Source organism: Enterobacter sp. BIGb0383, assembly GCF_003751845.1.
GTDB lineage: Bacteria > Pseudomonadota > Gammaproteobacteria > Enterobacterales > Enterobacteriaceae > BIGb0383.
Genome location: NZ_RJKQ01000002.1, coordinates 964,517 through 984,132 on the forward strand (window position 1 = coordinate 964,517; position 19,616 = coordinate 984,132).

The 19,616-nt window shown below is 58.6% G+C and carries 15 protein-coding genes; all 15 read right to left on the reverse strand.

Annotated elements, in window-relative coordinates; genetic code table 11:
* Positions 1-13 precede the first annotated feature (13 nt).
* The 15 genes from secA to EDF81_RS12975 all read right to left on the reverse strand — a co-directional run bounded on the left by secA (position 14) and on the right by EDF81_RS12975 (position 19,607).
* Positions 14-2,719 carry a preprotein translocase subunit SecA gene (secA, locus tag EDF81_RS12905; protein ID WP_123348519.1) on the reverse strand — a complete coding sequence of 902 codons (2,706 nt, stop codon included), beginning with the start codon at positions 2,717-2,719 and terminating at the stop codon, positions 14-16.
* A gap of 60 nt (positions 2,720-2,779) precedes the next feature.
* A complete protein-coding gene (gene secM / locus EDF81_RS12910; RefSeq protein ID WP_123348520.1) occupies positions 2,780-3,286 on the reverse strand; it encodes a secA translation cis-regulator SecM in 507 nt (168 codons plus the stop codon).
* 239 nt (positions 3,287-3,525) lie between these two features.
* Complete coding sequence (lpxC, locus tag EDF81_RS12915; protein ID WP_123348521.1) at positions 3,526-4,443, reverse strand: UDP-3-O-acyl-N-acetylglucosamine deacetylase; 918 nt, start codon at positions 4,441-4,443, stop codon at positions 3,526-3,528.
* A 100-nt stretch (positions 4,444-4,543) separates the two neighbouring features.
* On the reverse strand, positions 4,544-5,695 hold the full coding sequence (gene ftsZ / locus EDF81_RS12920) for a cell division protein FtsZ (protein WP_123348522.1): 1,152 nt from the start codon (positions 5,693-5,695) through the stop codon (positions 4,544-4,546).
* A gap of 63 nt (positions 5,696-5,758) precedes the next feature.
* Entirely contained in the window at positions 5,759-7,015 is a 1,257-nt protein-coding gene (gene ftsA, locus EDF81_RS12925) for a cell division protein FtsA (RefSeq protein ID WP_123348523.1), read from the reverse strand.
* A complete protein-coding gene (gene ftsQ / locus EDF81_RS12930) occupies positions 7,012-7,842 on the reverse strand; it encodes a cell division protein FtsQ (RefSeq protein ID WP_123348524.1) in 831 nt (276 codons plus the stop codon). Before ftsQ ends, ftsA begins: the two co-directional genes overlap by 4 nt.
* Position 7,843: 1 nt before the next feature.
* Positions 7,844-8,764, reverse strand: coding sequence for a D-alanine--D-alanine ligase (locus tag EDF81_RS12935; RefSeq protein WP_123348525.1), 921 nt, complete (start codon positions 8,762-8,764; stop codon positions 7,844-7,846).
* Positions 8,757-10,232 (reverse strand): UDP-N-acetylmuramate--L-alanine ligase, encoded by a 1,476-nt coding sequence (murC, locus tag EDF81_RS12940; RefSeq protein ID WP_123348526.1) that lies wholly within the window; start codon positions 10,230-10,232, stop codon positions 8,757-8,759. The genes EDF81_RS12935 and murC overlap by 8 nt, the downstream gene beginning before the upstream one ends.
* Positions 10,233-10,308: 76 nt before the next feature.
* Positions 10,309-11,376 (reverse strand): undecaprenyldiphospho-muramoylpentapeptide beta-N-acetylglucosaminyltransferase, encoded by a 1,068-nt coding sequence (gene murG / locus EDF81_RS12945; protein WP_123348527.1) that lies wholly within the window; start codon positions 11,374-11,376, stop codon positions 10,309-10,311.
* Positions 11,373-12,617: a cell division protein FtsW gene (gene ftsW, locus EDF81_RS12950; protein ID WP_123348528.1), complete on the reverse strand. Its 1,245-nt coding sequence runs from the start codon at positions 12,615-12,617 to the stop codon at positions 11,373-11,375. Before ftsW ends, murG begins: the two co-directional genes overlap by 4 nt.
* Entirely contained in the window at positions 12,617-13,933 is a 1,317-nt protein-coding gene (gene murD, locus EDF81_RS12955) for a UDP-N-acetylmuramoyl-L-alanine--D-glutamate ligase (protein WP_123348529.1), read from the reverse strand. The genes ftsW and murD overlap by 1 nt, the downstream gene beginning before the upstream one ends.
* 2 nt (positions 13,934-13,935) lie before the next feature.
* Entirely contained in the window at positions 13,936-15,018 is a 1,083-nt protein-coding gene (mraY, locus tag EDF81_RS12960) for a phospho-N-acetylmuramoyl-pentapeptide-transferase (RefSeq protein WP_123348530.1), read from the reverse strand.
* On the reverse strand, positions 15,012-16,370 hold the full coding sequence (gene murF / locus EDF81_RS12965; protein ID WP_123348531.1) for a UDP-N-acetylmuramoyl-tripeptide--D-alanyl-D-alanine ligase: 1,359 nt from the start codon (positions 16,368-16,370) through the stop codon (positions 15,012-15,014). Before murF ends, mraY begins: the two co-directional genes overlap by 7 nt.
* On the reverse strand, positions 16,367-17,854 hold the full coding sequence (gene murE, locus EDF81_RS12970; protein ID WP_123348532.1) for a UDP-N-acetylmuramoyl-L-alanyl-D-glutamate--2,6-diaminopimelate ligase: 1,488 nt from the start codon (positions 17,852-17,854) through the stop codon (positions 16,367-16,369). The genes murF and murE overlap by 4 nt, the downstream gene beginning before the upstream one ends.
* Positions 17,841-19,607, reverse strand: coding sequence for a peptidoglycan glycosyltransferase FtsI (locus tag EDF81_RS12975; RefSeq protein WP_123348533.1), 1,767 nt, complete (start codon positions 19,605-19,607; stop codon positions 17,841-17,843). The genes murE and EDF81_RS12975 overlap by 14 nt, the downstream gene beginning before the upstream one ends.
* Positions 19,608-19,616 lie beyond the last annotated feature (9 nt).

Genomic DNA, 19,616 nt, shown 5'->3' on the forward strand with positions numbered 1-19,616 from the left:
TTATCGTCGCGGCTTAGCTTAAACGACCATGGCACTGCTTGTATTTTTTACCGGAACCGCACGGACAAGCATCGTTACGACCCACTTTGCGATCTCCGGTCTGAGCAGCGATGGACGCGGCGGCTTCGGCTTCATCGGTCTGGTGGCTGAGCTGCTGCATCTGTGCCAGACGTTCGGCTTCTTCACGACGCTGCTGCTCCATAGCCTCAACTTCTTCCGGCATCCGCACCTGCACTTTGCACAGGGTGCTGATGACCTCATATTTCAGCGATTCCAGCATGGCTGCAAACATGGAGAAGGATTCACGCTTGTACTCCTGCTTCGGATCCTTCTGCGCATAGCCGCGCAGGTGGATACCCTGACGCAGGTAGTCCATCGCCGCCAGGTGCTCTTTCCACAGGGAGTCGAGGGTCTGGAGCATCACGCCTTTCTCGAAGTGACGCATCATCTCGATGCCCACCACCTCTTCTTTGCGCTGATAGACTTCAATCGCGCTTGCCAGAATGCGCTCGCGCAGCGTCTCTTCGTGCAGCTCAGGCTCTTTATCCAGCCAGTCGGCAATCGGCAGATCGAGGTCGAAATCGTTTTTCAGACGCTCCTGCAGGCCAGGGATATCCCACATTTCTTCCAGAGACTGCGGCGGAATATGGGCATCGATGGTCACTTTAAAGACGTCTTCACGGATGCTGGCAATGGTTTCGCTGACGTCGGACACGTCCAGCAGCTCGTTACGCTGGGTGTAGATAGCGCGACGCTGATCGTTCGCCACATCGTCGTATTCCAGCAGCTGCTTACGAATATCGAAGTTACGGCTTTCCACTTTACGCTGGGCGTTGGCAATCGCCTTGCTCACCCACGGGTGCTCAATCGCTTCGCCCGGCTTCATCCCCAGTTTACGCATCATGCCCGACACGCGGTCAGAGGCAAAGATACGCATCAGGGCATCTTCCATCGACAGATAGAAACGGGAGGAACCCGCATCGCCCTGACGACCGGAACGGCCGCGCAGCTGGTTATCGATACGACGGGATTCGTGACGCTCGGTACCGACGATATGCAGGCCGCCTGCGGCCAGTACCGCTTCGTGACGCACTTTCCAGTCGGCTTTGATCTGCTCGATCTGTTCTTCAGTCGGCGCTTCCAGATCGGCAATTTCAGTCTGCCAGCTGCCGCCGAGCACGATATCGGTACCACGACCGGCCATGTTGGTGGCGATGGTCACGGTAGACGGGTAACCCGCCTGAGCAACGATGTCCGCTTCGCTGGCGTGGAATTTGGCGTTCAGTACGTTGTGCTTGATACCGGCTTTGGTCAGCTCATTAGAAACCACTTCGGATTTCTCGATGGAGATGGTACCCACCAGGACCGGCTGGCCGTTCGCCGTGCGCTCTTTAATATCTTCGATGATTGCCTGGATTTTTTCCGCTTCGGTCATATAGACCAGATCCGCCATATCCTTACGGATCATCGGACGGTTGGTCGGCACAACGACGGTATCCAGCTTGTAGATGGAGCTGAATTCGAAGGCTTCGGTATCCGCCGTACCGGTCATACCGGCCAGCTTCTCGTACAGGCGGAAGTAGTTCTGGAAGGTAATGGACGCCAGCGTCTGGTTCTCGTTCTGGATCTCCACGCCTTCTTTGGCTTCTACCGCCTGGTGCAGACCATCGGACCAGCGACGGCCCTGCATGGTACGACCGGTGTGTTCATCGACGATGATGACTTCGCCGTCTTTCACGATGTAGTCAACGTCGCGGGTGAACAGCACGTGGGCGCGCAGGGCGGCGGTCACGTGGTGCATCATCATGATATTGCCTGGCGAATAGAGCGACTCGCCCTCTTCCATGATTTTCTCTTGTACCAGCAGCTCTTCCACCAGCACCAGACCGCGTTCGGTCAGGGTTACCTGGCGGGCTTTCTCGTCAACGGAGAAGTGGCCTTCGCCCTGGAACGTGTCAGAGTCCTCTTTCTCCTGGCGCACCAGATGAGGAATGATCACGTTCACCTTCTTGTACATCTCGGAGCTGTCTTCCGCAGGACCGGAAATGATCAGCGGGGTACGGGCTTCATCGATCAGGATGGAGTCGACCTCATCCACCAGCGCATAGTGGAGTTTGCGCTGAACGCGCTCTTCCGGGCTGAACGCCATATTGTCGCGCAGGTAGTCAAAGCCGTATTCGTTGTTAGTGCCGTAGGTGATGTCGGCCGCGTAGGCTTCACGCTTCGCAGGAGCCGGAATACCGGACATGTTGATGCCGACGCTCAGGCCAAGGAATTCGAACAGCGGACGGTTGTTTTCGGCGTCACGCTGGGCCAGGTAGTCGTTCACGGTAACCACGTGGACGCCTTTGCCGCTCAGCGCGTTCAGGTAGGCCGGCAGCGTTGCGGTCAGGGTTTTACCTTCACCGGTACGCATCTCCGCAATGCAGCGTTCGTTCAGCACCATACCGCCGAGCAGCTGAACGTCGAAGTGACGCATGCCAAACACGCGCTTGCTCGCCTCGCGAACCACCGCAAAGGCTTCTGGGATCAGGCTTTCTACGGTCGCGCCTTTCTCGAGGCGCGCACGGAACTCGGTCGTTTTGGCTTTCAGCTCGTCGTCTGAAAGTTTTTCCATTGCCGGTTCCATGGCGTTGATGACGCCCACGACTTTGCGCATACGGCGCAGGGTACGATCGTTACGACTACCGAATACTTTGGTTAATAATTTAATTAGCATAATAAAATCTCAAACGCCCCGCGCAGCGGAGTCACAAAAATTAGTTGAAGGAAGTTCTGTTCAGCTAAGGCGTTGAGGCCCGGCGCGGATGCCCTGCACCTGGCTTAGCCAGGTCGCAATATAAAAGGCGCTGCGCTCGGTAAAAGGCGTGGGTGCCAGCTGGCGAACAATGGCCGGCGGCTTGCTTTCCTGCGTCAGCAGGGCGCTCAGGGTATCCAGCAGTGCCAGATGATGTGCCTGAATCGGGAGCGGTTCTTCTGCGACGGTCAGCGCCTGTGGCGCCATCGCGAAGGAAAGATGACGGATAACCGTGCGAATTGCGTGCTGGTGCCAATAGTCGACGCTGAAGTTAGGCCGACGAACGGCTTCCAGTAGCGCCAGCTGGGTAAAGTTAACGTTGGTCGCTCGCGTATGATCGCTGGCCGTGGTCTTCGAGGAGACGGCCGGCGTCGCGCCGCTGCCGTTAAGCGCAGGCAGACCAAAACCAGCCGCGACCATCCCCAACAGGAGATGCGGCCAGAAGTATCGTCTACCAAACTGTCGCCAGCGCGTCAGTATTCCGCTCACGTCATTGCCACCCGATTCCCTTTCGTGGGAAGTCTCGTTATTACATGGTTATTCGCGCCCGGAATCTTACCATTAAAGCCGCGTACAGGCAGCAGGAATGACTCGGGTAAGGAAGAAATATCGCGTCAGAGAGCGCAGAAAGGCACAACAGGGGAAATGAAAATAAAAAAACGACTGGTTTCCCTGGCCGGAGAGAGTGTTCGCCAGGATAACCAGCCGCTTTTATGCGACGGGATGAATTATGCCATTACCATCGAGGGCGCTTTGAATGCCAGCGGCAGTTCAGCTTCGTCTTCGTAGGTCACATATTCCCACGCTTCCTGTTTTGCCAGGACAGCCTGCAACAGTTTGTTATTCAGCGCGTGACCGGATTTGTACGCGGTGAATGCACCAATAATGTTGTGGCCGCACATGAACAGGTCGCCAATGGCGTCGAGCATTTTGTGGCGGACGAATTCGTCTTCAAAACGCAGACCGTCTTCGTTCAGTACGCGATAATCGTCAACAACGATGGCACAATCGAAGCTACCGCCCAGGCACAGACCGCGGGACTGGAGGTATTCGATATCACGCATAAAGCCGAAGGTACGTGCGCGGCTGATCTGGCGCATAAACGCGTCAGCCGAGAAGTTCATCGCGTAGCGCTGGTTGCCTGCATCAATCGCCGGATGGTTAAAATCGATGGTAAAGTCCAGCGAAAAACCATTGTACGGTTTGAATTCAGCCCATTTGTCGCCGTCTTCGACGCGAACAGTCTCTTTGATACGAACGAATTTCTTGGCGACGTTCAGTTCGTCAATACCGGCGTCAAGCAGCAGGTAGACGAACGGCGCAGCACTGCCGTCCATAATCGGGATTTCCGGTGCGTCAACTTCGATAACGATGTTGTCGATACCCAGGCCCGCCAGAGCAGCGTTAAGGTGCTCTACCGTCGATATCCGTACGTCATGCTCGTTAACCAGGCAAGTACAGAGCATGGTATCACGCACAGATTTGGCATCGGCCGGAAAATCTACCGGTGGATTCAAGTCAGTGCGACGATAGATGACCCCGGTATTTGCCGACGCAGGGCGCAGCGTCAGTGTGACCTTCTTGCCGGTATGTAAACCGACACCAGTCGCCTGAACGATACGTTTTAATGTCCTTTGTTTGATCATCGTATTATCTCGCCAAATTACTTATCCAACCGAAGTGTACTACACATTCGGTACGCCACTTTAGCACAAAGAGCGCAGATTCCCAACTTCCAGCAGATTCTTAGTCCGCCTGCTTACGCAGGAATGCCGGAATATCAAGGTAATCGGGTTCTTTGGTGGTCTGCGGCGTGGTGTCGTTCACCACCTTCGCGGCCGGTTTCTGCTCCTGCGTCAGCGGCGCCATGCCGTGCTGCTGGTAGCGGTCAATCGTCGGCTGCTGCTGCTGTTTGTTGGTCACCAGGGTGATCTCAGGACGTTTGTCCATACCGATACCGGTGGCCACAACGGTCACGCGCAGTTCGTCGTTCATATCCGGGTCAAGCGAGGTACCGATAACCACGGTGGCGTTATCCGACGCGAAGGCACGGATGGTGTTGCCGACGGTTTCGAACTCGTCCAGACGCAGGTCGAAGCCCGCAGTAATGTTGACCAGTACGCCACGCGCGCCGGAGAGGTCGATATCTTCCAGCAGCGGGCTGGAGATCGCCATTTCAGCGGCTTCTTCCGCGCGGTCTTCACCGCTGGCAATGCCGGAGCCCATCATCGCGTAGCCCATTTCGGACATCACGGTGCGCACGTCAGCAAAGTCAACGTTCATCAGACCCGGACGGGTGATCAGCTCGGCGATACCCTGCACTGCGCCTTTCAGCACGTCGTTAGCCGCACCAAACGCGTCCAGCAGGGAGATCCCACGACCCAGCACTTTCAGCAGCTTGTCGTTCGGGATAGTGATCAGGGAGTCGACGTGTTTGGACAGCTCGGCGATACCCTGCTCAGCGAAGGCCATACGCTTCTTGCCTTCGAAGTTAAACGGCTTGGTCACCACGGCAACGGTCAGGATGCCCAGGTCTTTTGCCACTTCGGCCACGACCGGAGCCGCACCCGTACCGGTACCACCGCCCATACCCGCAGCGATAAATACCATGTCAGAGCCTTCCAGCGCAGCGCGCAGCGCTTCGCGGTCTTCTTCTGCCGCATTGCGGCCGACTTCCGGGTTAGCGCCTGCGCCCAGCCCTTTGGTGATGCCGCCGCCGATCTGAATCGTCTGGCCCACCGCCGTTTTACGCAGTGCCTGTGCGTCGGTATTGACGGCGAAGAACTCGACGCCCTCAATGCGCTCGCGCACCATGTGCTCGACGGCATTGCCGCCGCCGCCACCGACGCCGATGACTTTAATCACCGCGTCGTTGGTTAATTCCATTGGTTCAAACATGTTCTCTCTCCGTCTTGTGCCTGTCGCCTGATACCGCTAATCATCTGCGGTCTCTTTAAAAAATCAAAATTCTTTTCGCAGCCAGCCGTTAAGGCGTTTAAACCATGAGCCGACTGACACCCGTTTTTCGACTTCTGCTTCACCACTTAAATGGGTCTCTTTCCCGTAGTGCAGCAGACCGACCGCCGTTGAATAGTAAGGCTCCTGAGCGTAATCCGTCAGGCCAGTAATGTTCAACGGCGCGCCAATTCTTACCTGGGTATGGAATACCCGCTGAGCGCAGGCCGCCAGACCTTCAATCTGTGCGGCACCGCCCGTCAGAACGATCCCCGCCGCCAGGTGATGTTTCACGCCCTGCTGGCGAAGCTGTTCCTGCAACTGCAAAATCTCTTCGTTGACCAGGTTGAGCAGCTCGGTATAGCGCGGCTCAATGACCTCGGCCAGCGTCTGGCGCTGCAGGCTACGCGGTGGTCGTCCACCCACGCTCGGCACTTCGACGTTTTCGTCTTTGCCGACAATCGAACCCAGCGCGCAACCGTGACGCACTTTAATCGCTTCGGCATCGCTCGGCGGCGTGCCGAAGGCGTAGGCGATATCGCTGGTGACCACGTTCCCCGCGTAAGGGATCACTTTCGTGTGGCGCAGCGCCCCGCCGGTATAAACGGCGATATCCATTGTACCACCGCCGATGTCTACAACGCAGACGCCCAGTTCACGTTCATCTTCGGTCAGCACGGAATAGCTGGCAGCCAGTCCGGCAAAAATAAGTTGGTCAACTTTCAGACCGCAGCGTTCAACGGCCTTCACGATATTTTTCGCCATATCGTTATGGCAGGTGATCAGATGCACTTTCGCCTGCATGCGCACGCCAGACAGCCCGACCGGGTTTTTAATCCCTTCCTGGTAGTCGATGGCGTACTCCTGCGGGATCACATGCAGTACGCGGTGTTCATCGCGCACGCGCACGGACTTCGCCGTATGCACCACGTTCTCTACATCTTCCTGGGTCACTTCCTCTTCAGAGATAGGCACCATCCCTATCTCATTCTGGCAGCTGATATGCTTGCCTGACAGCGCCAGATACACAGAGGAGATCTGGCAGTCCGCCATCAGTTCGGCCTGATCGATGGCGCGCTGTACGCACTTCACCACCGACTCAAGGTCGTTGACCCCACCTTTGTCCATACCCCGTGACGGGCAGCTACCGACGCCAATGATATTGACCATACCGTCGGGCAGAACTTCCCCTACTAAAGCGGCAACCTTCGCGGTGCCAATCTCCAGTCCAACTACCAGTTTTCTGTCCGTCGCCTTGATCATTGTTGCTCTGCCTGTGCCTGATTCTGTTGCTGATTCGGTGTCTCAACCGGTATCGGTGTCCAGCCAACCGCCGCGCCTGAGTCATAACGTAAATCAACGTAGGTTATCCGTTTTCCTTCCGCCTGACCCTGCTGCTGCAGAACCGGGTAGAGTTCCACAAAGCGCGCCAGCCGTTTCATCGTATCACCCCGCCCCAGATTGAGCTTAATGTCGTTATTCAGCGTCAACTGCCAGGAGCGCCGGGCGGTCATTGCCGCGTCCTTCAGTGTGAACTTGTCCTTCGCCAGTATCTGTCCCATATCACGGAATCCCTGCAGGACTTCACTCTCACTTCCTTCCGGGCCGTAGAGCATGGGCAGCACCTGCTGGCTGGTTCTTGCGGCGGGTACGCTGAAGGAATTTCCCTGCGCATCCACCATATGCTGATCATTCCACCGCGCAATCGGCACAAATTCAACCAGATGAATCTTCAATTCGTCCGGCCACTGCTTTCTGACGCTGGCCTGCTTGATCCACGGCAGGCGTTCAATCTGGCTCTGGATGATGTTGACATCCTGAGTCATAAAGGTCCCCGGCGCGCCGAGCGCGAGGATCGACTGACGAATATCATCATTGCGGGTGTAGTGCCGTTCACCGGTGACCACCAGCTTCGACAGCGGCAGCCGCTGCGCGTCGTCCATCCACCCTAATACCATCCAGCCGCTGACCAGGATGGTACAAAGTACCGTCAGCAGGAACACAATACCCGCAAGGCGCGTTCCATTACTACGCCGTGAAGGAGGAAGCTCCTCCTCACGGTTCCGCGTATTCAGCGCAGCCTGCGACATATCAGCCCGCCAGACTCAAAATACGCACCACCAGCTGCGAGAAGCTCAGACCGGCCTGACGTGCCGCCATCGGCACCAGGCTGTGGCTGGTCATCCCCGGAGAGGTGTTCGCTTCCAGCAGATAAAACCCGCCGTCGCTGTCCTGCATCACATCGATACGTCCCCAGCCGTGACAGCCTAAAACCTGCCAGGCTTTCAGTACCAGAGCCTCAACTTCCTTCAGCTGGTCGCTTTCCAGACCACATGGGCAGAAATATTTTGTCTCATCAGAGAGATACTTCGCCTCATAATCATAGAATATCCCGGCAGGCTGGATGCGAATAGCCGGTAAAATTTCTTCACCCAGGAGCGCAACGGTAAATTCCGGCCCTCTGAGCCATTTTTCGATCAAAACGTCATCATCGTGCTGAAATGCCAGCGCTAATGCAGCCTGTAAATCGCTTTTCTGCGTAACCCGTGACATCCCGACGCTGGAGCCTTCGCGGCTGGGCTTGATGATAACCGGTAACCCCAGGTCAGCAATCCGTTGATTAACATCATCAGACAGGCCTGCTTCAAAGGCATCACGCGTCAGCGCGACCCAGGGCGCGACCGGCAAACCGGCCCCCTGCCACAGCAGCTTGCTGCGCAGCTTATCCATTGAGATGGCCGACGCCATCACGCCGCTGCCGGTGTACGGCAGGCCAATCAGGTCCAGTAGCCCCTGCAGCGTGCCGTCTTCACCGCCGCGACCGTGCAGGGCAATAAAGACTTTATCGAAGCCCATTGCTTTCAGCTGCGTGACGTCAACGTCACGCGGATCGATAGCCTGCGCATCCACACCGCCTTCACGAAGCCCGGCCAGCACCGCCGCACCGGAGTTCAGCGACACGTCACGTTCGGCGGAGGTACCGCCCAGCAGAACCGCGACTTTCTCAGCCATGGTGCTCATCCTCCGGGCGCTGCGGCACCAGCTTCACGTCAGCCAGGTGACGGGCGATTTTACCGACGTTACCGGCACCCTGTACCAGCACTAAATCGTTACCGGTTAATACCGGCGCCAGCATCTCTGCGACCTGCGCATGATCGGACACGAGGATCGGATCGACCTTGCCACGCCCGCGGATCGTACGGCACAGGGAACGGCTGTCGGCACCCGGGATCGCCGCTTCACCGGCGGAATACACATCCAGCATCAGCAGCGCATCAACCTGAGTCAGCACGTTGGCGAAATCGTCATAGAGATCGCGGGTACGCGTGTAGCGGTGCGGCTGAAAGAGCATGACCAGATTTTTATCCGGCCAGCCCGCACGTGCCGCTTTAATGGTCGCATCCACTTCTGTCGGGTGATGACCGTAGTCATCCACCAGCAGCGCGGTACCGGCTTTGCCGTTGACCGCGTCCAGCGCAAACTCGCCGAGGAAATCGAAGCGACGTCCGGTGCCCTGGAAGTTCTCCAGCGCGCGCAGGATAGCCTCGTCCTCGATGCCTTCTTCCGTTGCGACCGCAACCGCCGCCGCCGCATTCAGGGCGTTATGGCGACCCGGCGCATTCAGCGTCACCTGCAGAACAGGCTTATCCTGACGAATCAGGCGGAAGTGTCCACGCGGGCCAATCTGCTGATAGGCCTCAACCCGCACGTCCGCATCGTCGCTAAAGCCGTAGGTGGCGATTTGACGCCCGACGCGCGGCAGCAGCTCGCGGATCACCGGATCGTCAACGCACATCACCGCCCGGCCGTAGAATGGCAGGTTGTGCAGGAAGTTAATAAACGTCTGCTTTAAGTTCTCAAAGTCGCCCTGGTACGTGTCCATATGGTCGGCTTCGATATTGGTGACAATCGCCACCATCGGCTGCAGATGCAGGAACGACGCGTCGCTCTCATCCGCTTCCGCAATCAGATAGCGGCTGTGGCCCAGACGCGCATGCACGCCCGCCGCCTTCACCAGCCCGCCGTTAACAAAGGTCGGATCCAGTCCGGCCTCGGCATAAATACTCGATACCATCGCGGTGGTGGTGGTTTTACCGTGCGTCCCGGCAATAGCGATACCGTGACGAAAACGCATCAGCTCCGCCAGCATTTCCGCACGGCGGATCACCGGGATACGGGCTTCATGTGCCGCGACGATTTCCGGGTTCTCCGCAGAAATCGCGCTGGAGACGACAACAACGCTGGCATCGCGCACGTTTTCCGGGCGATGGTTGAAATAAATCGTCGCGCCAAGCGCTGTCAGCTGCTGGGTCACCGGATTCGGGGCCAGGTCGGAACCGCTGATCTGATAACCTTCGTTGGCCAGCACTTCGGCAATACCGCCCATGCCAGCACCACCGATGCCAACAAAGTGAATGTGCCGGACGCGACGCATCTCGGGCACTATGGAACGCAGTTTTGCCAGTTCTTCTGTATTCATTTTCTAACCTGCGGCTAAACGCCAAAAATAGTGCAAAAATCGTGCGGCAGGCCCTATGGCACACCGCGAGAGTTCGTTACGCCCGTGCTGCGGCGCTCACTTCTTTTGCCACCCTGTCGGTCGCATCGGGAATCGACGCCGCGCGTGCGCGTGCGGCCATATCCCGTAATGTCTGACGATCCCAGCCCGCCAGCGTGGTGACAACGGCCTCCACGGTAAACTGCGGCTGCTCAAGGATCTTCGCCGCGCCCGCCTGCTCCAGCGGCAGCGCATTCCAGTACTGCTGGCGATCCTTATGCAGGAACGGCACGAACAGCGCCGGTAAGCCCGCAGCGGCGAGTTCGCTCACCGTTAGCGCGCCCGAGCGGCATACCACCACGTCAGCCCAGGCGTAGGCGGCGGCCATATCATCAATAAATTCCGTCACTCTATGCTGCGGCTGACCGGCATCGGCATAGGCCTGCTCCACCGTCTGCTGCGCACCTTTCCCGCTCTGGTGCCAGATCGTCACCGCATCGCCCAGCGCGGCCGCAACCTGCGGCAGCGTCTGATTCAACACGCGAGCGCCCTGAGAGCCACCGACCACCAGCACGCGGATAGCGCCGTCGCGATCGGCCAGCCTCGCCTGCGGCTCCGGCAGCGCCAGCACGTCTTCGCGTACCGGGTTGCCCACAACGTCCGCACCGGGGAATGCGCCCGGAAACGCCTGCAGAACCTTTTTGGCAATTTTAGACAGCCACTTATTGGTCAGCCCGGCAATACCGTTTTGCTCATGCAGCACAACCGGGATCCCCAGCGACCACGCCGCCAGACCACCCGGACCGGAAACATAGCCACCCATTCCCAGCACCACGTCCGGCTTAAAGCGGCGCATAATCGCCCGTGCCTGACGCCAGGCATTGAAAATACGCAGCGGTGCCAACAGCTGAGCCTGTAAGCCTTTACCCCGCAGGCCGGAGATACGAATAAAGTCGATCTCAATCCCGTGGCGAGGCACTAAATCGGCCTCCATGCGATCTGCGGTACCCAGCCAGCGAATTTCCCAACCCTGGGCCTGCAAATGGTGCGCAACCGCCAGCCCCGGAAACACATGTCCGCCGGTACCGCCCGCCATCACCATTAATCGCTTCGCCTGACCGCTCATCGTGGACCTCTTACAAACGCCTGGGCTTTTTCCAGACGCGTCTCATAATCAACACGCAACAGCAACATAATGGCCGTCGACATAATCAACAAACTGGAGCCGCCGTAGCTGATTAACGGCAGCGTCAGACCTTTGGTCGGCAGCATACCCGCCGCCGCACCGACGTTTACCAGCGCCTGGAAGCTGAACCAGATCCCGATTGAACAGGCCAGAAAACCTGAGAAGCGCTGATTAATTTCCAGCGCCTTGCGCCCAATCGACATGGCGCGGAAAGCGACGAAGAATACCATTAAAAGTGCCAGTACCACACCGATATAACCGAGCTCCTCCGCGATGATGGCGAAGATAAAGTCGGTATGTGCTTCCGGCAAATATTCCAGTTTCTGTACCGAATTTCCCAGTCCCTGTCCCCAGAGTTCACCGCGACCAAATGCCATCAGTGACTGGGTCAGCTGATAACCGCTGCCAAAGGGATCGTCCCACGGCCGCCAGAAGGAGGTTACGCGGCGGATACGGTAAGGTTCCGCCAGGATCAGCAGCACCACGGCAGAGATGCCCATTCCGATAATGGCGATAAACTGCCAGAGCTTGGCGCCGGCAAGGAACAGCAGCGCCAGGGTGGTGACAAACAGCACCACCACCGTCCCGAGGTCAGGCTGCGCCAGCAGCAGGATCGCCAGCACAAAAATTACGCCCATCGGCTTTAGGAATCCGCGCAGGTTATTACGCACTTCATCGCCCTTACGCACCAGATAGTTAGCGATGTAGCAGAACAGGGCCAGCTTGGTAAATTCCGCCGGCTGGATACGCAGCGGCCCAACGGAAATCCAGCGCGAGGCCCCGTTAACCGAGCTGCCGACAACCAGTACGATCAGCAGCATAATGATCGACATAATCAGCAGCGTGGTGCTGTAGCGCTGCCAGAACTCCATCGGCATGCGCAGGGTGATCATCGCCAGACACAGCGCCAGGAACAGGTAGATACCGTCACGACGGGCGAACAGGAACGGGTCATCCGCCAGACGCTGTCCGACCGGCATTGACGCGGAGGTGACCATAATAAACCCGAGCGCAGAGAGGCCGAGCGTCAGCCACAGCAGCGTGCGGTCATACATGATCAGGCTGTCGGTATCTTTAACCCGCGAGCCCATTACCCAGCCTTTCAGCGACGTGAACACCCAGCCCAGAAGACCTGAGCCCGGGAAACGCGACGGTAAAAGGCGAGGCAGAGATAAACGCATCAACCCAACTCCTTCGCCAGGCGGGTAAAGACATCACCCCGCTGTTCAAAATTCTTAAACTGATCGAGACTGGCGCAGGCCGGTGACAGCAGCACCATATCGCCCGGCTGCAGACGCGGAGCCAGCTGACGCATTGCCTGCTCCATCGTGTCTGTCCGCTCGGCGATCTCCGGACGCAGCGCGGCAAGTTCGTCGCCGTCGCGGCCAAAGCAGTACAGGCGAACGCGGTCGCCGTTCAGATAGCGTTTCAGCGATGAGAAATCCGCCGACTTACCGTCTCCGCCGAGCAGCAGGTGCAGCGTGCCATCAACCTGCAGGCCGTTCAGCGCCGCCTCGGTACTGCCGACGTTGGTCGCTTTCGAGTCGTTAATCCAGCGCACGCCGTTGTGCTCCAGCGCCAGCTGGAAGCGGTGCGCCAGACCGTCAAAGGTGGTCAGCGCCTTCAGGCTGCTCGCCCGCGGCAAGCCTGCGGCATCCGCCAGCGCCAGTGCGGCCAGAGCATTGGTGTAGTTGTGCTGACCGGAGAGCTTCATCTCCTTCACGTTCAGCACTTTCTCCCCTTTCACCCGCAGCCAGGTTTCCCCCTGCTGGCGATTGAGGTGGTAATCCCCGACGTCCACGCCAAAGCTAACGCAGCGCTCATCGGCGCCGCGCACCGGCATCGTCAGGGCATCGTCCGCGTTGACCACGCAGACGCTCGCATTTTCATAGACCCGCAGCTTGGCGGCACGATACTGCTGCAGCCCGAACGGGTAGCGATCCATATGATCTTCGGTGACGTTAAGGATCGTCGCGGCAACCGCCTGCAGGCTGGCGGTAGTTTCCAGCTGGAAGCTGGAGAGTTCAAGCACGTACAGCTGGCGGGAGACATCGAGTAGCATCAGGGCTGGCAGGCCGATATTGCCGCCCACGCCAACGTTAACCCCGGCCGCAGAAGCCATTTCCCCGACCAGTTTAGTGACGGTGCTTTTGCCGTTGGAACCGGTAATGGCGATAATCGGAGCCTGCGCTTCGCGGCAGAACAGTTCGATATCGCCAACAATTTCAACGCCCGCGTCAGCCGCCGCGCTCAGGGACGGGTGCGCAAGCGCAATACCAGGGCTGGCAACAATCAGATCCGCCGCCAGCAGCCAGTCATCATTCAGGCTACCGAGATAGCGCTCAACGGCCTCCGGCAGCTTGTCCAGTCCCGGCGGTGCCGCACGCGTATCCATGACACGCGGCGTCACGCCACGCGCCAGGAAGAAATCCACGCAGGAGAGACCGGTCAGTCCCAGACCAATAATGACAACCTTTTTACCCTGGTAATCTGCCATGATTAACGTACCTTCAGCGTTGCCAGGCCAATCAGGACCAGCATCAGCGAAATAATCCAGAAGCGCACAATCACACGCGGCTCCGGCCAGCCTTTCAGTTCATAGTGGTGATGAATCGGCGCCATGCGGAAAATACGCTGTCCGCGCAGCTTAAAGGAGCCCACCTGTAGGATCACCGACAGGGTTTCCACCACAAACACGCCGCCCATAATGACCAGCAGGAATTCCTGACGCAGCAGCACGGCGATAATGCCCAGTGCGCCGCCCAACGCCAGCGAACCGACGTCGCCCATAAAGACCTGCGCCGGATAGGTGTTAAACCACAGGAAGCCCAGCCCGGCCCCGACAATGGCCGTACAGACAATCACCAGTTCACCCGCGTGTCGCAGGTACGGAATATGCAGGTAGCCAGCAAAGTTCATGTTGCCGCTCGCCCATGCCACCAGCGCAAAGCCCGCCGCCACAAACACGGTCGGCATAATCGCCAGGCCGTCCAGACCGTCGGTCAGGTTGACCGCGTTACCGGTTCCCACCACCACGAAGTAGGCCAGCAGGACATAGAACAGTCCCAGCTGCGGCATGACGTCTTTAAAGAACGGCACGACCAGCTGAGTCGCCGGGGTATCTTTACCGGCCAGATAGAGGGCAAAGGCCACGCCCAGCGCAATCACCGACATCCAGAAATACTTCCAGCGGGCGATAAGGCCTTTGGTGTCTTTACGGACCACTTTGCGGTAGTCGTCAACAAACCCGATGATGCCGTAGCCGATCAGGACCACCAGCACACACCAGACATAAGGGTTCGACGGATAGGCCCACAGCAGGACGGACACCACAATCGCGGTGAGGATCATGATCCCACCCATGGTCGGGGTCCCGCGTTTGCTGAAGTGGGATTCCGGACCGTCGGTACGCACAACCTGACCAAAAGAGAGCTTCTGCAGGTGGGCGATCATACGCGGCCCCATCCACAGGGAGATAAACAGCGCGGTCAGCAGGCTGACGATGGCGCGAAACGTCAGATAGGAAAAGACGTTAAAGCCAGAATAATATTTGACCAGATGTTCGGCCAGCCACACTAACATGTTCCATTCTCCTGTAATGCATGCACCACCTCTTCCATGGCAGCACTGCGTGAACCTTTCACCAGAATGGTGATGATCTGTTGTTCGTCAATAAGCGCCTTCAGGCGCTTAACCAGAGAGGCTTTATCGGCAAAATGCTCGCCAACATCACTGGTATCGCTAATTAAATGACTTATTTTTCCGACGCTAAGCACGCGATCGATACCGGCAGCCTTCGCCGCCTCGCCCACCTGCATGTGGCAGGCGTCGCTTTCATCACCCAGCTCGGCCATATCGCCCACCACCATCACCCGGTAGCCCGGCATCTCAGACAGCACCTGCGCAGCGGCGGTCATTGAGCCGACGTTCGCGTTGTAGGAGTCATCCAGCAGCAGCTGGTTGGTGCCCAGCGGAATGGGGAATAAACGCCCCGGTACCGCCTGCAGGCTCGCCAGGCCGGTCTTCACCGCGCTCATCGGCGCGCCCACGGCCATCGCCAGCGCCGTCGCCGCCAGCGCGTTGGCGATATTGTGACGGCCCGGCAGCGGCAGCAGCACGTCGACGTTTCCGGTCGGCGTCTGCAGCGTGAATTCGGTCCCGTGACTGGTCACGTGGATATTGGTCGCGGTGAAATCGCTACTGGCGGCGTTAGGCGAGAAGCGCCAGGTTTTACGTTCGCCAATGGTATTCTGCCAGTTCAGCCAGTCGTTGTTGTCGGCGTTCAGAATGGCAACGCCATTTAGCGGCAGACCGCCGAAGATCTCGCCCTTGGCTTTCGCCACGCCAGCCAGTGAACCAAAACCTTCCAGATGCGCAGCGGCCAGGTTATTGACCAGCGCCGCTTCCGGACGCGTCAGACCAACGGTCCAGGCAATTTCACCCTGATGGTTAGCGCCCAGCTCGATCACCGCATACTGGTGCTCTGGGGTCAGGCGCAGCAGGGTCATCGGGACACCGATATCGTTATTCAGGTTACCGGCGGTATAGAGGGTGTTGCCGCACTCGCTCAGAATGGCGGCGGTCATCTCTTTAACCGAGGTTTTACCGGATGAACCGGTCAGCGCCACCACGCGGGCAGGCACCTGCTGGCGCACCCAGGCCGCCAGCTCTCCGAACGCGAGGCGCGTGTCTTTGACCACCAGCTGCGGCAAATCGATATCCAGTTGGCGGCTGACCAGCAGCGCCGCAGCGCCGCCCTCTTTCGCCTGCTGAACAAAATCATGGGCATCGAAGCGTTCGCCCTTCAGGGCAACAAACAGGCAGCCCGGCGTCACCTTGCGGGTGTCGGTCGTCACCGCATCAATGTTCAGATCGGCTCCGGACAGTTCGCCTGACAGCACAGCGGCAAGCTGGCTCAGCGCAACGCGGATCATGCGACACCTCCCAGCAGGCGTGCCACGGTCACGCGGTCGGAGTAATCCAGACGACGGGTGCCGACAATCTGATAATCTTCATGGCCTTTCCCGGCCAGCAGGATCACGTCGCTGGCCTGCGCCTGCATGATGGTGTTGGTCACCGCTTCCGCGCGACCTTCCATGACTCTTGCCCGTCCGGCATCGAGCATCCCGGCCAGAATATCGTTGATAATGGCCTTCGGCTCTTCGGTACGCGGGTTGTCGTCGGTCACCACCGCCACGTCGGCAAACTCTTCGGCAATGGCGCCCATCAACGGACGCTTGCCTTTATCGCGGTCACCGCCGCAGCCAAAGACGCACCACAGCTTGCCCGCACAGTGCAGACGCGCTGCCTGTAGCGCTTTTTCAAGCGCATCCGGCGTATGGGCGTAATCCACCACCACCGTCGGTTTACCCGGGGCGCTGAAGACTTCCATGCGACCGCAGACCGGCTGCAGTTTTGCCGCCGTTTTCAGCAGATCGGCCAGCGGATAACCCAGCGCCAGCAGCGTCGCCAGCGCCAGCAGCAGGTTGCTGACGTTAAACGCGCCCATCAGGCGGCTTTCAATCTCGCCTTCGCCCCAGGAGGAGGCAAAGCGAATAGTCGCTCCGCTGTCGTGGTAATTCACCGCGGTGGCCTTCAGCCAGCGACCGTGACAGTCGGGATTAATACGGTCTTCCATCGAGACGGCGACCGCATCAGGCAGTTTTGCGAGCCAGCGGCGGCCCACTTCGTCATCGGCGTTGATAATCGCCTGACCGCAGTGATGGGTTGAGTAGAGCAGCCATTTTGCCGCTTCGTACTGCGCCATATCGCCGTGATAGTCGAGATGGTCGCGACTCAGGTTGGTAAAGACCGAGGCGACAAATTTCAGGGCCGCGACGCGGTGCTGTACCAGACCGTGAGAGGAGACTTCCATTGCGGCAAGGGTGGCGCCGCTGTCCGCCAGGCCGCAGAGTACCTGCTGGACATCGACTGCGGAACCGGTGGTGTTCTCCGTCGGTACGACCTTATTCAGCAGGCCGTTGCCGACGGTGCCCATCACCGCACCGGTTTCGCCGAGCAGCTCGCCCCACTGCGCCAGCAGCTGGGTGGTGGTGGTTTTACCGTTGGTACCGGTCACGCCGACCAGCTTCAGTCGTTCGGAAGGCTCACCGTAGAAACGGCCCGCCAGCGCGGACAAACGTTCAGTTAACTGGCTGAGGTAGATAACCGGCACGCCGTGCATTTCACGGATTTCGCCATCGCCGGCTTCGTCTTTGGCCTCGGCAATAATGGCAGCAACACCTTGCGCTATCGCCTGCGGGATATATCGACGCCCGTCCGCCTGATGACCCAGCACCGCCACAAAGAGATCGCCCGAGGCAGCCGTTCGGCTGTCGAGTACCATCTCCCGCAGTGCTCGCTCCGGTGCACCTGGCACCCACGGAGCGAGAAGGTCGCGCAAATTACGATCTGCCACCTGATCCCTCGCCTTGATTAATTACGAATTCGTTTTTCTCGCCCGTTGCCAGCGCGTCCGGCTCGATGTTCATGGTGCGCAGTACGCCGCCCATGATGGCACCGAAGACCGGCGCGGAAACGGCGCCGCCGTAGTATTTACCCGCCTGCGGATCGTTGATCACCACCACCAGCGCAAAGCGCGGCTGGCTGGCGGGTGCAACGCCTGCGGTGTAGGCAATGTATTTATTGATGTATTTCCCGTCCGGCCCGACTTTCTTCGCGGTACCGGTTTTAATGGCGATGCGATAGCCTTTGATTGCCGCCTTCACGCCGCCGCCGCCCGGCAGCGCCACGCTTTCCATCATATGAACGACGCTGCGAACCAGCGGTTCCGGGAAGACGCGCTCACCGGGAACCGGTGGGTCAACTTTGGTGATCGAGAGCGGACGATAGACGCCATAGCTGCCGATCGTTGCGTAGACTCGCGCTAACTGTAACGGGGTTACCATTAGCCCGTAGCCGAAAGAAAAGGTGGCCCTCTCTATGTCAGACCACCGTTGTTTTTGAGGATATAAGCCACTGCGTTCTCCGACCAACCCCAAATTGGTCGTTTTTCCCAGTCCAAAACGTGAGTAAGTATCTACTAACGCTGAGGACGGCATCGCTAACGCCAGCTTTGAAACACCGACGTTACTCGACTTCTGTAGGACCCCGGTCAGGGTCAATTCGCTGTAGCGCGCCACGTCCTTAATTTCATGGCCGTTTACGCGATAGGGAATGGTATTGAGCACCGAGTTTTCCCGGACCACGCCACGCTGCAGCGCGGTCATCACCACCATCGGTTTCACGGTGGAGCCGGGTTCAAACACGTCGGTGATGGCGCGATTACGCATCGCGTCCTGCGCCGTACCGGCAAAGTTGTTCGGGTTATATGAGGGGCTGTTGGCCATCGCCAGCACTTCACCGGTGTTCACATCCACCAGCACGGCGCTGCCGGACTCCGCCTTGTTAAAGGCCACGGCGTTATTCAGCTCGCGGTACACCAGCGCCTGCAGACGTTCATCGATGCTCAGGGCCAGATTATGCGCGGCCTGGCTGTCGGTGGAGGAGATATCCTCAATCACGCGGCCATAGCGGTCTTTACGCACGACGCGTTCGCCCGGCTGGCCGGTCAGCCACTTATCAAAGCTCTTCTCAACGCCTTCAATCCCCTGGCTGTCGACGTTGGTAAAACCAATGAGGTGAGCGGTCACTTCGCCAGAAGGGTAGTAACGGCGAGACTCTTCCCGCAGATGAATCCCCGGCAGCTTCAGCTTTTTGATGTAGTCGGCCATATCAGGGTTCACCTGACGCGCCAGATAGATAAAGCGCCCGGCCGGGTTGGCATTCACGCGGGTTGCCAGCTGGTCGAGCGGGATTTTCAGCGCGTCGGCCAGCGCTTTCCAGCGATTGTCGAGGCTGATACCACCCGCATCGTGCAGCTCTTTCGGATCGGCCCAGATGGCCTTCACCGGGACGCTCACAGCCAGCGGACGACCGGAACGATCGGTGATCATCCCGCGAGAAGTGGCCACTTCCTGCACGCGCAGGGAACGCATATCGCCCTGACGCACCAGCATGTCCGGGTTGATAATCTGTAGCCAGGCGACGCGGCCCAGCAGAAGCCCCAGCGCCAGCAAAATGCAGCCGCAAAGCAACGCAAAACGCCAGCCTACAAAGCTAGCCTGTTCTTCCTGGCGTTTTGGTTTAAGCGTCTTAGCCGCTGCTCTCATGCCTCGCGA